At 71.4% G+C, this 13,815-nt stretch carries 14 protein-coding genes and 1 riboswitch; of the genes, 9 read left to right on the top strand and 5 right to left on the bottom strand.

Annotated elements, in window-relative coordinates:
* Positions 1-39 precede the first annotated feature (39 nt).
* The 9 genes from nusB (at position 40) to BLT78_RS15550 (ending at position 7,318) form a co-directional block, all read left to right on the top strand.
* Positions 40-462: a transcription antitermination factor NusB gene (gene nusB, locus BLT78_RS15590; RefSeq protein WP_231975820.1), complete on the top strand. Its 423-nt coding sequence runs from the start codon at positions 40-42 to the stop codon at positions 460-462.
* A 10-nt stretch (positions 463-472) separates the two neighbouring features.
* The gene (gene thiL / locus BLT78_RS15585) at positions 473-1,456 is read left to right on the top strand and encodes a thiamine-phosphate kinase (RefSeq protein WP_090350105.1); all 984 of its coding nucleotides are present in this window, start codon (positions 473-475) and stop codon (positions 1,454-1,456) included.
* Complete coding sequence (locus tag BLT78_RS15580) at positions 1,443-1,937, top strand: phosphatidylglycerophosphatase A family protein (protein WP_090350102.1); 495 nt, start codon at positions 1,443-1,445, stop codon at positions 1,935-1,937. The genes thiL and BLT78_RS15580 overlap by 14 nt, the downstream gene beginning before the upstream one ends.
* A gap of 91 nt (positions 1,938-2,028) precedes the next feature.
* Entirely contained in the window at positions 2,029-2,673 is a 645-nt protein-coding gene (locus BLT78_RS15575) for a retropepsin-like aspartic protease family protein (RefSeq protein ID WP_090350100.1), read from the top strand.
* A gap of 128 nt (positions 2,674-2,801) precedes the next feature.
* Positions 2,802-4,385 carry a thymidine phosphorylase family protein gene (locus BLT78_RS15570; RefSeq protein ID WP_090350097.1) on the top strand — a complete coding sequence of 528 codons (1,584 nt, stop codon included), beginning with the start codon at positions 2,802-2,804 and terminating at the stop codon, positions 4,383-4,385.
* Positions 4,385-5,290, top strand: a complete 906-nt coding sequence (locus tag BLT78_RS15565) for a ribose-phosphate diphosphokinase (RefSeq protein ID WP_090350095.1) — start codon at positions 4,385-4,387, stop codon at positions 5,288-5,290. The genes BLT78_RS15570 and BLT78_RS15565 overlap by 1 nt, the downstream gene beginning before the upstream one ends.
* Positions 5,291-5,478: 188 nt before the next feature.
* Positions 5,479-6,090, top strand: coding sequence for a GTP cyclohydrolase II (gene ribA, locus BLT78_RS15560; protein ID WP_090350092.1), 612 nt, complete (start codon positions 5,479-5,481; stop codon positions 6,088-6,090).
* Positions 6,087-6,509 (top strand): MFS transporter, encoded by a 423-nt coding sequence (locus BLT78_RS15555; RefSeq protein WP_090350089.1) that lies wholly within the window; start codon positions 6,087-6,089, stop codon positions 6,507-6,509. The genes ribA and BLT78_RS15555 overlap by 4 nt, the downstream gene beginning before the upstream one ends.
* Positions 6,509-7,318 carry a cobalamin-binding protein gene (locus BLT78_RS15550; RefSeq protein ID WP_090350086.1) on the top strand — a complete coding sequence of 270 codons (810 nt, stop codon included), beginning with the start codon at positions 6,509-6,511 and terminating at the stop codon, positions 7,316-7,318. The genes BLT78_RS15555 and BLT78_RS15550 overlap by 1 nt, the downstream gene beginning before the upstream one ends.
* Positions 7,319-7,365: 47 nt before the next feature.
* On the opposite strand, the gene BLT78_RS15545 is transcribed toward BLT78_RS15550, so the two are convergent.
* The 5 genes from BLT78_RS15545 to BLT78_RS15525 form a co-directional block, all read right to left on the bottom strand.
* Entirely contained in the window at positions 7,366-9,297 is a 1,932-nt protein-coding gene (locus tag BLT78_RS15545) for a TonB-dependent receptor family protein (RefSeq protein WP_090350083.1), read from the bottom strand.
* A gap of 94 nt (positions 9,298-9,391) precedes the next feature.
* Positions 9,392-9,601: riboswitch (cobalamin riboswitch) on the bottom strand.
* A 42-nt stretch (positions 9,602-9,643) separates the two neighbouring features.
* The gene (dxs, locus tag BLT78_RS15540; RefSeq protein ID WP_090350080.1) at positions 9,644-11,554 is read right to left on the bottom strand and encodes a 1-deoxy-D-xylulose-5-phosphate synthase; all 1,911 of its coding nucleotides are present in this window, start codon (positions 11,552-11,554) and stop codon (positions 9,644-9,646) included.
* 196 nt (positions 11,555-11,750) lie between these two features.
* A complete protein-coding gene (ispA, locus tag BLT78_RS15535) occupies positions 11,751-12,641 on the bottom strand; it encodes a (2E,6E)-farnesyl diphosphate synthase (RefSeq protein ID WP_090350078.1) in 891 nt (296 codons plus the stop codon).
* The gene (locus BLT78_RS15530; RefSeq protein ID WP_090350075.1) at positions 12,638-12,877 is read right to left on the bottom strand and encodes an exodeoxyribonuclease VII small subunit; all 240 of its coding nucleotides are present in this window, start codon (positions 12,875-12,877) and stop codon (positions 12,638-12,640) included. Before BLT78_RS15530 ends, ispA begins: the two co-directional genes overlap by 4 nt.
* Before the next feature lie 119 nt (positions 12,878-12,996).
* A complete protein-coding gene (locus BLT78_RS15525) occupies positions 12,997-13,767 on the bottom strand; it encodes a sulfite exporter TauE/SafE family protein (RefSeq protein ID WP_090350072.1) in 771 nt (256 codons plus the stop codon).
* Positions 13,768-13,815: the final 48 nt, after the last annotated feature.

Here is a 13,815-nt window from a genome sequence, read left to right as displayed (position 1 = left end):
AAGCCGGCCGGCAAGCCCGCCAAGCCGAACAAGATCGCCATGCGCCAGAAGGCGCGCAGTCTGGCCCTGCAGGCGCTGTACTCCTGGCAGATGGCCGGCCAGTCGCTCAACGAGATCGAAGCGCAGTTCCGCACCGACAATGACTTCAGCGATGTCGACGGCGCTTACTTCCACGAGATCCTGCACGGCGTGCCGCGCCTGAAGTCCGAGCTGGACGAAGCCTTCGCGCCCTGCCTCGATCGCCCGCTGGAAGAGATCGATCCGGTCGAACTGGCGATCCTGCGCCTGTCCACCTACGAGATGCGCAACCGCGTCGACGTGCCCTACCGGGTGGTGATCAACGAAGGCATCGAACTGGCCAAGGTCTACGGCGCCACCGACGGCCACAAGTTCGTCAACGGCGTGCTCGACAAGCTGGCCCCGCGCCTGCGCGGCGCCGAAGTGCGCGGCAAGCGCAGCTGATCCCGCGCCCATGGCCGGTCTCGGCGAATTCGCGCTGATCCGTCAGTTCTTCGCCGCGGCCGCCTGCGCCGCGCCGGCCTCCGGCGTGGCGCGCGGCATCGGCGACGACTGCGCGCTGCTGCAGCTGCCGCCCGGCGAGCAGCTGGCGGTATCCACCGACACCCAGGTCGCCGGGGTGCACTTCCCCGAACGTCACGATCCCAGCCTGCTCGCCCAGCGCGTGCTGGCCGCCGCCGCCAGCGATCTCGCCGCCATGGGCGCGGCGCCGCTCGGCTTCACCCTGGCGCTGACCCTGCCCGCCGCCGATCCCGTCTGGCTGGAGGGCTTCGCCCGCGGCCTCGACGTCATGGCGCGGGCCTGCGGTCTGGCCCTGATCGGTGGCGACACCACCCGTGGTCCGCTCAACATCAACGTCACGGTGTTCGGCCGGCTGCCCGCCGGGCAGGCGCTGCTGCGCGCGGGTGCGCGTCCCGGCGACCTGCTGTGCATCGGCGGGGCGACCGGCGAGGCCGCCGCGGCGTTGCCGCTGGTGCTCGGCGAGCGCGGGGCGCACGGTGCGGCGGATGCGCAGCTGCTGGCGCGCTACTGGACGCCGCAGCCGCAGCTGGCCCTCGGCCAGACCCTGCGCGGCCTGGCCAGCGCGGCGCTGGACGTCTCCGACGGCCTGCTCGCCGACTGCGGGCACATCGCCGAGGCGTCGGGCGTGCGCCTGCTCATCGAGGCCGCGCTGGTGCCGCTCAGTCCCGCCCTGCGCGCGGCGGCCGGCGAGCGGCGGGCCCTGCAGCTGGCGCTGAGCGGCGGCGACGACTACGTGCTGGCCTTCACCCTGCCGCCGGCGGCTCTGCCGGCCCTGGTGGCCAGCGGCCATGACTTCCATGTGATCGGCCACGCCGAGGCGGGCAGCGGCGTGCGCCTGGTCGATGGCGCGGGGCGCGACATCACCCCCGCCGCCGGCGGCTACCAGCATTTCGGAGGCGGCGATGAGCAAGCCTGAGCGCCCCGACGTGGCGCCGGACTCGATCTGGCGCGACCCCTGGCAGTTCATCGCCTTCGGCTTCGGTTCCGGGGCTATGCGCAAGGCGCCGGGTACCTGGGGCACCCTGGTCGGCCTGCTGTTCGTGCCGCTGCTGCAACTGCTGCCGGACTGGGGCTACGCGCTGATCCTGCTGCTCGGTTCGCTGTTCGGCTGCTGGCTGTGTGGCAAGGTGTCCCGCGATCTCGGCGTGCACGACCACGGCGGCATCGTCTGGGACGAGATCGTCGGTATCTGGATCACCTGCTGGCTGGCACCGCCCGGCTGGCTCTGGCTGCTGGCCGGTTTCCTGCTGTTCCGCCTGCTGGATATCTGGAAGCCCTGGCCGATCAGCTGGGCCGATCGCCACGTGCACGGCGGCGTCGGCATCATGCTCGACGACCTGCTCGCCGGCGTCGGCGCCTTCCTGCTGCTGCAGGGACTGGCCGGGTTGCTCGGCTGAAGCGCCGCTGACCGGGAGAGCGGCGCGTCGGGCCGTTTCTCTCCCCCAGCCGTTCCGCACGGCGGAGCGGGAGACAAAAAGGAGATTTGTCATGCGAGGTTTACTGGCGTTCTGCCTGCCCCTGCTGTGCGCCGCACCGCTGGCGGCCGCGCCCCTGGTCCAGGTCGTCGGCCTGTTTCCCGGTGCCGCGGTGGTCAGTGTCGACGGCCAGCGCCAGCTGCTCAAGGTCGGCCAGCCGGGGCCGGCCGGCGTCACCCTGGTCAGCGCCGACGCCCGCGGCGCGGTGCTGCGCGTGGATGGCGTGGACAGGAGCTACGGGCTGTCGCGCGAATACAGCGCCGATGGCTACGCCGAGCCGCAGCGCCAGCAGTTGAGCATCGCCCGCGGCATGGGCGGCCACTACTGGACGGCGGGCTCGATCAACGGCCAGAACGTGCAGTTCCTGGTCGACACCGGGGCCTCCTCGGTGGCGATGAACGAGGCCCAGGCCAAGCGCCTCGGCCTCGACTACAAGAGCCGTGGCCAGCCGATGCAGGTCAACACCGCCGGCGGCGTGGTGCCGGCCTGGCGCCTGACCCTCGACCGCGTCAAGGTCGGCAGCCTGGAGGTACTCGGCGTCGAGGCGGCGGTCATCGCCGGTGGCTCGCCCACCGACGTGCTGCTCGGCATGAGCTTCCTCAACCGCGTCGGCTGGCGCGAGGAGCAGGGCGTGCTGCGCCTGCAGGCCAAGCACTGAGGCCGGCCGCGCCCCCGCTGCGCCTGGTCTGCCGGCTCCCGCACGGGAGGCGGGAGGGCTTTGGTCGACTTGCCGCCTGCGCCCGTGCGGCGGCATAGTCGGGGAACCGACATCCCCAGGTTCGCCCCATGGAAAACACTCCGCCGATCGCCGCCAGCGCCTGCGAATGCGCCGAGGCGACCCTGCAGCTGCACCGGGTCGCCATCGACACCTACCGCGAGAACGTCGCCTACCTGCACCGCGACTGCGCGATCTACCGCGCCGAGGGCTTCCAGGCGCTGTCCAAGGTCGAGGTGCGCGCCAACGGCCGGCGCATCCTCGCCAGCCTCAACGTGGTCGATGACACCGCCATCGTCGATTGCGGCCAGCTCGGTCTGTCCGAGGATGCCTTCGCCCAGCTCGGCGTCGACAACGGCCATCCGGCCAGCATCTGCCAGGCCGAGCCGGCCTCGTCGATCCCCGCCCTGCACCGCAAGATCGCCGGCGAGCGCCTGTCCCGCGAGGACTTCCGCGCCATCGTCCGCGACATCGCCGAGCACCGCTATTCGAAGATCGAGCTGACCGCCTTCGTGGTCGCCTGCAACCAGGGCGAGCTGGACCGCGAGGAGGTGTACTTCCTCAGCGACGCCATGACCGCCGTCGGCCGCCGCCTCGACTGGCACGAGCACCCGGTGGTCGACAAGCACTGCATCGGCGGCATCCCCGGCAACCGCACCTCGATGCTGGTGGTGCCGATCGTCGCGGCGCACGGCATGCTCTGCCCGAAGACCTCGTCGCGGGCGATCACCTCGCCGGCCGGCACCGCCGACACCATGGAGGTGCTGGCCAACGTCGAGCTGCCGTTCGCCAGTCTCGAGGGGATCGTCCGCGAGCACCGCGGCTGCCTGGCCTGGGGCGGCACCAGCGAGCTGTCGCCGGCCGACGACGTGCTGATCTCGGTGGAGCGGCCGCTGTCGATCGACTCGCCGGGACAGATGGTCGCCTCGATCCTGTCCAAGAAGGTCGCCGCCGGCTCCAGTCACCTGGTGCTGGACATCCCGGTCGGGCCGACCGCCAAGGTGCGCTCGATGCCCGAGGCGCAGCGCCTGCGCAAGCTGTTCGAGTTCGTCGCCGCGCGCATGGGGCTGACCATCGACGTGGTGATCACCGACGGCCGCCAGCCGGTGGGCAGCGGCATCGGTCCGGTGCTGGAGGCGCGCGACGTGATGCGCGTGCTGGAGAACGATCCGCGCGCGCCCAACGACCTGCGCCAGAAGGCCCTGCGCCTGGCCGGGCGCATGCTCGAGTTCGATCCCGACGTGCGCGGCGGCGACGGTTTCGCCATCGCCCGCGACATCCTCGATTCCGGCCGCGCGCTGGCCAAGATGCAGGCGATCATCGCCGCCCAGGGCGGCCGCGGTTTCGATCCCGACGCTCCGGCGCTGGCGCCGCTGTCCTTCGAGGTGTGCGCCGAGCAGGACGGCGTGGTGATCGCCATCGACAACCTGCACCTGGCGCGCGTCGCCCGTCTGGCCGGCGCGCCCAAGGTGCAGGGCGCCGGCGTCGACCTGCTGCACAAGCTCGGCGAGCGGGTCGAGGCCGGTGCGCCGCTGTATCGCGTGTACGCGGCCTTCCCCGCCGACCTGGAGTTCGCCCGCCAGGCCTGCCAGCGCAGCGCCGGCTTCGCCATCGGCAGCGCCGCCGAGCTGTCGCACCTGTTCGTGGAGTTCTGATGAGCTGCCAGCTGCTGTATTTCGCCGACGAGGCCGCCCCCGCCCTGCGCCTCGCCACGGCAGCCGGCTTGCCGGCCGCCTGCATCGCACGCCACCGCTTCCCCGACGAGGAGCTGCGTCTGCGCCTGCCGCTGGGCGCGGACGGCGCGCTGGCCGACACCCTGGTGCTGTACCGCAGCCTCGATCGGCCCAACGAGAAGCTGGTCGAGCTGCTGCTGGCGGCCGGCGAGGCGCGCCGCCTCGGTGCGCGGCGCCTGCTGCTGGTGGCGCCCTACCTGGCCTACATGCGTCAGGACATCGCCTTCCATCCCGGCGAGGTGGTCAGCCAGCGGGTGGTCGGCGAATTCCTCGCCAGGCTGTTCGACGCGGTGATCACCGTCGATCCGCACCTGCACCGCATCGCCAGCCTGGGCGAGGCGATCCCCCGTGGCCAGGCGCTCAGCCTGTCCGGCGCACCGCTGCTGGCCGGGTTGATCGCCGGCAAGGTCGCCAATCCGCTACTGATCGGCCCGGACGCCGAGTCGCGGCAGTGGATCGAGGCTGCCGCCGCCGGGCATGGTTTCGACTACGGCGTGTGCAGCAAGGAGCGCCACGGCGACCGGCAGGTCGACATCGCCCTGCCCGCGCTGGACGTGCGCGGCCGGGCGGTGGTACTGCTCGACGACGTGGCCAGTTCCGGACGCACCCTGGCGCGCGCCGCCGAGCTGCTGCTGGCGGCCGGCGCCGCCTCGGTGGACGTGGCGGTGACCCACGCGCTGTTCGCCGCCGACGCGCTGGCCAGCGTGCACGCAGCCGGGGTGCGCGAGGTGTGGAGCAGCGACTGCATCGTCCATCCGAGCAACGCGGTCAGCGTCGCGCCGCTGCTGGCCGGAGCGCTGGCGCAGCTGGGCGTCGGCACGGCGTGACGAGGCGGGGCAACTCGCGCGGCGATTGTCCGCCGGCCGGCTTGCCAGGGCTGGCGGAAAACCACGGCGCGGCTTTTCGACCCTGGCCGACCGCTCTCCACCGGCATGTCTGCCATGCAATTCCCGACTGACCGCCTCGGCGATGCTGCTGTTACAATCGACGCCTTACATCTCGCAGGAGTGTTCCGGTGTCCGTCGTCTTTGTCGCCGCTTCGAAGCTGCCAACCCCGTTTGGCGTGTTCACCATGCATGGCTTTCTCGACGAAGCCACCGGCAAGGAGCACGTGGCCCTGACCATGGGCGACGTGGCCGACGGCGCACCGGTGCTCGGCCGCCTGCACTCCGAATGCCTGACCGGCGATGCCCTGTTCAGCCTGCGCTGCGACTGCGGCGCCCAGCTCGAGGCGGCGCTGCGCGCCATCGCCACCGAGGGCCGTGGCGTGCTGCTCTACCTGCGCCAGGAGGGGCGTGGCATCGGCCTGCTCAACAAGATCCGCGCCTACGAGCTGCAGGACGGCGGCGCCGACACCGTGGAGGCCAACGAGCGCCTGGGCTTCGGCGCCGACCAGCGCGACTACGCCATGTGCCGGCCGATGCTCGACCACCTGGGCATCCGCGAGCTCAAGCTGATGACCAACAACCCGCGCAAGCTCAAGGCGCTGGAGACCTACGGCATCCAGCTGGCCGAGCGCGTGCCGCTGCACAGCGGACTCAACCCGCACAACAAGTTCTATCTGGCGACCAAGGCCGGCAAGCTCGGCCACCTGCTCGGCAACCTGCATCAGGCCGAGGACGAATGAGTGCGGTGCGCCTGCAGCGGCTGAGCTTCGCCCGTCGCTGGTGGGGGCTGCTGGCGCTGGCCATGCTGCCGCTGTTGCTGCTCGGCGCCTTCGGCCCGGCGCGGCCGCCGCTACCGGCCGCGCTGGCCATGCCGCTGTTCATCGCCGCGCTGCTGTCGATGTTCGTCGGCCTGCCGCTGTTCCGTCGTTTCAAGCTGGCGCTGATCGCCTGCGCGCGCGTGCTCGACACTCCCGACGAAGCCGCCGGCTGGGCAGCCTTGGCCCGCACCCAGCGCAACGGCCTGCTCGGCGCCATGCTGCCGGCCTGGATCGCCGCCCTCGGCCGTCTCGCCGACCTGCACGGCGTGCCCGTGCTGCTGCTGGCGCTGGCCAGCGTGGTGATCGCCATCCTCTACCGTCTGCCGCGCCAGCTCGGCTGATGCGCCCGCTGCTGCTCGCCGTCCTGCTGCTCGCCAGCGGCCTGGCGCAGGCGGCGCAGCAGGGCGCGCAGCGGGTGGTGGCGCTGGCCCCCTCGCTCAGCGAGATCATGGTCGAGCTGGGCGCCGGCGAGCGCCTGGTCGGTGTGCTCGACGCCGGGCCGCGCCTGCCGGCGCTCGCCCACCTGCCGTCACTCGGCCGGCATGGCCAGCTCAATCTGGAAGCCCTGCTCGCCCTGCAGCCGGACCTCATCCTGCTCTGGCCGGACAGCGTCGGCCCGGCCATGCACGCGCAGCTCCGCGCGCTGGGCATCCCGCTGATCGAGACCCAGCCGCACAGCCTCGACGAACTGGCCGGCGAGCTCGAGACCATCGGCGCCGCGGTCGGCCATGCCGGGCAGGGCACCCGCCTGGCCGCCCGGTTGCGCCAGCGCCTCGCCGATCTGGCCGCGCGGCATGCCCGTGCCGAGCCGCTCACGGTGTTCTACCAGGTGTGGGATCGCCCGCTGTACACCCTCGGCGGGCGGCAGATCATCAGCGACGCCCTGCGCCTGTGCGGCGCGCGCAACGTGTTCGCCGATCTGCAGCTGCCGGCGCCGCAGGTCAGCGTCGAGGCGGTGCTGGCCCGCGACCCGGCGGTGATCCTGGTCGGCGAACCGGGCCAGGCCGCGGCCTGGCAGGACTGGCCGCAGCTGACCGCGGTGCAGCGCGGTCAGGTCTGGGAGGTGCCCGACGAGGGCATCGAGCGGCCGAGCTTCCAGATGCTCGCCGCCACCGAGAAGCTGTGCGCGCTGCTGGATACGGCGCGCTGAAAACGACGAGGCCCCGCAGTGCGGGGCCTCGTCGTTCCTGGCCGGACTCAGAAGCGGTAGCCGACGCTCAGCTGCACGTCTTCCTCGGGGGCCGGGTAGAGCGCCTTGTTGCCTGGCGCCCACACGGAGTAGTTGGCGAAGGCGTCGTACTGCTTGCCGGTCAGGTTGTTGACCCGCAGCTTGCTGGTGAACTGGCGATAGTCCCAGCTCAGCGCAGCGTTGAACACCGTGTAGCCGCCCTCGCGGGGCATGGCGTGGGCGTGGTCGCCGGACAGGTAGCTGGCGCCGGTGTACAGTGCTTCCAGATGGCCGTTGAGGCCCGGCAGGATCAGGTAGTCGAGCTGGGCACCGGCGCTGTGCCGCGATACGCCAGGTACATCGTTGCCCTTGAAGCTGCCGGCGCGGTACTCGGCGTCGGTGAAGCTGTACTGGCCGCTGACGCTCAGGCGCTCGGTCAGCTGACGCTGCGCCTCGAGCAGCAGGCCGTCGCGGCGGGTCTGGTCGAGGTTGATGTTGGCACCGAGGCCGAAGGGGCCGGGAGCGCTGGGGTCGTACATCAGCTCGTCGTCGAGGTCGAGGCGGTAGACGCTGAGCTGGTAGCGCTGCACGCCGTCGTCCCATTCCACGCCGCTTTCCCAGGACTCGCCGGTCTGCGGCGCGAGGAACTCGACGCCAGGGCTGGTCCAGCCGTTCTCGTCGATGTTGGCCCAGCGCAGCACGTCCTCGCGCCTGAGGAACACGCGGGTCTGTGCGTCGGCCTGCCAGCTCAGGCCGACGCTGCTGCTGCCTTCGCGGTCGGTATGGGTCTTGCCGACCGCATGGTTGCGATCCTCGGCCTCGCTGGCGCGGTAGCCGAGGGTCAGGGTCAGATCATGGCCGAGTGGCTGGCTGAGCTGGGTGTACCAGTCGCGCAGGGTCTGACGGAAGTCGGTGCCCCAGGACGCCTGGTAGTCGCTGGTGATGTGGTCGTGGCCGAGCAGCCACTCGCTGCGCCCCAGGCCGCTGTCCCAGCGCGCGGTCAGGCGCGGACTGAAGCTTTCCACGCGGGTGCCCTGGGTGAACGGCGAGCTGCCCCAGGCGCTGTTGTAAGCGCCGACGCCATCCTGGTCGCTGTGGCTGTAATCGAAGTCGGCAGCCCAGATCTCATCCAGGCGCTGCTCGGCGGCGAAGCGGTGCACCTGGGTCTGGCTGTCGTTGAAGCCGTTGGTATTGGCAGCGTAGCTGGCCTTGCGATCTGCGCGGCGCTCGGCCTCGCTCAGGTATCCGGGCAGGCGCAGCTCGTCGTCCACCGTCTGGTATTCGTACAGTGCCCAGCCCCGGGCGTGATCGTAGCGCAGGCGGCCGAAGGCGTTGCTGTAGTCGGCGTTGTTGTGGTCGCGGTAGTTGTCGGTGTGGCGGGTTTCGCCGCTGGCGTAGGCGGAGAAGCCGCCGCCGAGCTGCTGGAACACGTGGCCGCGGTAGGCCTCGAGGTCGTGGCTGCCCTGGGTGGTTTCCACGTAGGCCTCGTTGCGGCGTGGGGTGCGGGTGATGATGTTGATCACCCCGCCGACCGCCTGGTCGCCGTACAGCACGGTGCCGGCGCCGCGCAGGATCTCGATGCGCTCGATGTTGGCCAGCGGCACGCTGTTGAGGTCGGCGCCGGCCAGCGCCGGCTGGTTGAGACGGCGGCCGTCGACCAGGATCAGGGTGTTGTTCACCGCGTTTTCGCCGAAGCCGCGCAGGCTGGGAGTGGCGCGGCTGCCGTCGCCGATGACGTCGCGCAGCTGCACGCCGGCCTGGTTGCGCAGCACGTCGACCAGGTGTTGGGCGCCGCTGCGTTCGATCTCGGCGCGCTTGATCACCCGCACGCTGGCCGGGGCCGGCTGTTCCAGCGGGGTGGCGCGGGTGACGATCAGCGGCTGGACGTCGTCGGCGGGCTCGCCGGCCAGGGCCAGGGTGGGCGCCAGGGCTACGGCCAGCGCCAGACGGGAAAGCTTCATGGGAAGTCCTCAAAAGTGGAAGGCAGACTTTCGAGGAGGGCAGGAGACAGAGACGCGCCGCGGCGCGCGACTGACGGTGCGGCCCTCCGCAACACCTGTCGAATCCGTCCGGGCCGGTCTCCGGGCTGTCGACCCTTGGCCCGCCTTCCCGGGAAATCCCAGTGGCCGTTGGGCAAGGTTGCAGGCCTCGGGCCTGCGGTCGATTACCGTTGCGGGGGCAGCGCCGGCCTTGCTCGCATGGAGCGCACCGGCTTCCCGTTTAACGCAGGCTGATGGCCCGCGCACCCTGACGAAAAGCAAAACGCCGCGCACCTTAGTGCGCGGCGTCCTGAAACTCAAGCATCTTTCAGACCGCTTGTCTTGAATTTCCTTCAAGCAGCGCCAGCCGCGTCCGCACCGCGGTTTCGATGCCGGCGGCATCCAGGCCGCACTCGGCGAGCATCTCCGCCGGCTTGGCATGCTCGACGTAGCAGTCGGGCAGGCCGAGCTGCAGCAGCGGACGGACGATGGCCTCGCGGGCGAGGAACTCGGCGACCGCCGAACCGGCACCGCCCATGATGGCGTTCTCCTCGACGGTGACCAGCAGCTCGTGGCTGGCGGCCAGCTCGCGCAGCAGCGCTTCGTCCAGCGGCTTGACGAAGCGCATGTCGACCACCGTGGCGTCGAGCCGCTCGGCGACCTGCAGGGCCTCGCTCAGCTGCACGCCGAACACCAGCAGGGCGACGCGGCGGCCCTGGCGGCGCAGCACGCCCTTGCCGATCTCCACCGTCTGCAGCTCCGGCGCGATCGGCGTGTTGGGCCCCGAGCCGCGTGGGTAGCGCACCGCCGCCGGGCCGCTGTACTGGTAGCCGGTGGTGAGCAGCAGGCGCAGCTCGTTCTCGTCGCTGGGGGTCATGACGAGCATGCCGGGGATGCAGCGAAGGTAGGAGAGGTCGAAGCTGCCGGCGTGGGTCGGCCCGTCCTCGCCGACCAGGCCGGCGCGGTCGATGGCGAACAGCACGTCGAGGTCCTGCACGGCGACGTCGTGGATCAGCTGATCGTAGGCGCGCTGCAGGAAGGTCGAATAGATCGCCACCACCGGCTTGGCGCCTTCGCAGGCAAGGCCGGCGGCCAGGGTCACCGCGTGCTGCTCGGCGATCGCCACGTCGAAGTAGCGCTCGGGATAGCGGTCGGCGAAGGCCACCAGGTCGGAGCCTTCCTTCATCGCCGGGGTGATGCCGATCAGCCGCGGGTCCTGCTCGGCCATGTCGCACAGCCACTGGCCGAACACCGCCGAGTACTTCGGCCCGGACGGCTTCTTCGCGGCCTGCTGGCTGCCGATCTCCAGCTTGCTGATCGCGTGGTAGCCGATCGGGTCGGCCTCGGCCGGGGCGAAGCCCTTGCCCTTCTTGGTGACGATGTGCAGGAACTGCGGGCCCTTGAGCTCGCGCATCTTGCGCAGGGTGGCGATCAGGGTCGGCAGGTCGTGACCGTCGATCGGGCCGATGTAGTTCCAGCCCAGCTCCTCGAACAGGGTGCCGGGCACCAGCATGCCCTTGGCGTGCTCCTCGGTGCGCCGGGCGATCTCCCAGGCGCCGGGAATGCGCGAGAGGATCTTCTTGCTGCCCTCGCGCATGCTGGCGTAGGTGCGGCTGGAGAGGATCTTGGTCAGGTAGTTGTTCAGCCCGCCGATGTTGCGCGAGATCGACATGTCGTTGTCGTTGAGCACCACCAGCATGTCGGCCTTGACCTCGGGCGCATGGTTGAGCGCCTCGAAGGCCATGCCGGCGGTCAGTGCGCCGTCGCCGATCACCGCCACGGTGCGCCTGTCGTTGCCCTGCAGGCGGTTGGCCAGCGCCATGCCCAGCGCGGCACTGATCGAGGTGCTCGAGTGGCCGACGCCGAAGGTGTCGTACGCGCTCTCGCTGCGCCGCGGGAAGGCGGCCAGGCCGCCCTTCTGGCGCAGGGTCGCCATCTGCTCGCGGCGCCCGGTGAGGATCTTGTGCGGGTAGGCCTGGTGGCCGACGTCCCACACCAGGCGGTCTTCCGGGGTGTGGTAGACGTGGTGCAGGGCGATGGTCAGCTCGACCACGCCGAGGCCGGCGCCGAAGTGCCCGCCGGTGCGCGCCACGGTGTAGAGCAGGTACTGGCGCAGCTCGTCGGCCAGGGTATCCAGCTCGGCTTCGCTGAGGGCGCGCAGCGCGGCGGGGCTGTCGATACGGTCGAGCAGGGGCGTGTCGGGCCGCTGGCGGGGGAACTCGTGCAGCGTCTTGGGCATCGGACGTACTACGGCAATCGGCAAAGGATGGGCGAGTTTACCCGAAGCGGCCGGGGCGCCCAAGCAAGCGAAGGTCGAGGAGTGACGGGATTGTTACACGGCGTGCGCGGTGCGGCGGCCGGCTGACGGCGCCGCCTGCTCCGGCGCGGCCTGCGGTGGAAATCCGCGGCGCGGTTTCCACCCGCTCGGACGGGCCTCAGTGGCGACGTTCGACGATGTAGCGGGCCAGCTGGCGCAGGGCGTCGGCGCGCTCGTCGAAGTCGGTCAGCGCGGCCAGCGCCTGGTCGCGCAGTTCCAGGGCGTAGGCCTTGGCGGCGTCGAGGCCGAGCAGCGCTGGGTAGGTCGGCTTGTCGTTGGCCTGGTCCTTGCCCTGGGTCTTGCCGAGGGTGGCGGTGTCGCTTTCCACGTCGAGGATGTCGTCCTGGACCTGGAAGGCCAGGCCGATGGCGCGCGCGTAGCGCTGCAGGGCGGCGAGGCTGCTGGCGTCGCTGCGCCCGCTGGCCAGGGCGCCGAGGCGCACGCTGGCCTCGATCAGCGCACCGGTCTTGTGCCGGTGCATGGTTTCCAGCGCGGCCTGGTCGAGCTGCACGCCGACCGAGCCGAGGTCGATGGCCTGGCCGCCGACCATGCCGGCGGGGCCGGCGGCGCGCGCCAGGCTGGCGATCATGTCCAGGCGGGTCTCGGCGTCCTGCGGGTTGCGCGCGGTGTCGGCCAGCACCTCGAAGGCCAGCGCCTGCAGGCCGTCGCCGGCGAGGATGGCGCAGGCCTCGTCGAAGGCGATGTGGGTGGTCGGCTGGCCGCGGCGCAGGTCGTCGTCGTCCATCGCCGGCAGGTCGTCGTGGACCAGCGAGTAGGCGTGGATCAGCTCCACCGCGCAGGCCGCGCCGTCGGCCCGTTCGGCGGCGCCGCCGAGGGTCTCGCAGGCGGCGTAGGCGAGCAGCGGGCGCACGCGCTTGCCGCCGTTGATCACGCTGTAGCGCATGGCCTGGTAGAGGCGTTCGAGCTCGCTGCGCGGGGCGACGAACAGGGCGTCCAGGGCGGCGTCGACGCGCGCCTGGCAGGTGGACTGGTACTGCTGGAGGCTCATGCCTGCTCGCCCTCCACCGCGAAGGGGGCGGTCTGGCCGTCCTGGCCGAGGAGGATCTGCACCTTCTGTTCCGCCTGGCTGAGCGCGCCCTGGCATTCGCGGGTCAGGCGGACGCCCTGCTCGAAGGCGGCCAGCGAGTCCTCGAGGGACAGTTCGCCGCTTTCCAGGCGCTCGACCAGGGTCTGCAGTTCGCTCAGCGACTGCTCGAAATCGGGGGCGGTTTTCTTGCGGGCCATGGCGGCATTCTCGGACGGCGGAAAACGGGCGCGACACTAGCAGAGCCGCGGATGGCGGGCAAATGGCAGCCGAGTGGCAGGGGCGCCTGTTCCGGTGCGCCATGCGCACCATGGGCGGCTCAGTGCGCATAGGTGGCCCAGAAGTAGTAGAGGGTCATGCCGCTGCCGACGGCGATCACCAGCACGCGCAGCCAGCGCGCCGGCAGGCGCTGGCCGAGCGCGCCGCCGGCGTAGCCGCCGAGGGTGGCGCCGGCGAGCAGGATGGCCAGTTCGCTCCAGCTGACCCGTCCGGCGACGATGAAGGTGACGCTGGCGACGCTGTAGATCACCGCCGAGATCAGGTTCTTCAGCGCGTTGGCGCTGGCCAGGGCGTGGCCCTCGATGGAGAAGGCTGCCAGCTGCAGGATGCCCATGCCGGCGCCGAAGTAGCCGCCGTACACCGACACCAGCGCATGCGCGCCGAGCGACAGCGGGCCGTGCGGCGGCACCGCGCTGGCCTCGCGGCGGCGCGCGGCGAGGGCGCGGCTCAGCCAGGGGCTGGCGGCGAACAGCGCGGTGGCGGCCAGCAGCAGCCAGGGGATCAGCACGCGAAATACCTCGTCGCCGCCGGCCAGCAGCAGCAGGCCGCCGCCCAGACCGCCGGCCAGCCCGGCGCCGAGCAGCGGCAGCAGGTAGTCGCCGAGCGGGCGCAGCGAGCTGCGCGCCGCCCAGGCGCCGGCGATGCTGGCCGGCCACAGGGCCACGGCGTTGGTGGCGTTGGCGGTGACCGGCGGCAGGCCGGTGGCCAGCAGCGCCGGAAAGGAGAAGAAGGTGCCGCCGCCGGCCAGGGCATTCATGCCGCCGGCGGCGAAGCCGGCGAGCAGCAGCAGGAACAGGTCTGACAGGGGCATGGCGCGATCCTCGCACGAAAATGGTGCGTCAGCTTAGCAGGTCGGCCA

The sequence above is a fragment of the Pseudomonas oryzae genome, assembly GCF_900104805.1.
Classification (GTDB): domain Bacteria; phylum Pseudomonadota; class Gammaproteobacteria; order Pseudomonadales; family Pseudomonadaceae; genus Geopseudomonas; species Geopseudomonas oryzae.
The sequence above is the reverse complement of the archived record's forward strand: the minus strand, read 5'-3'. Positions and strand labels throughout refer to the sequence as shown.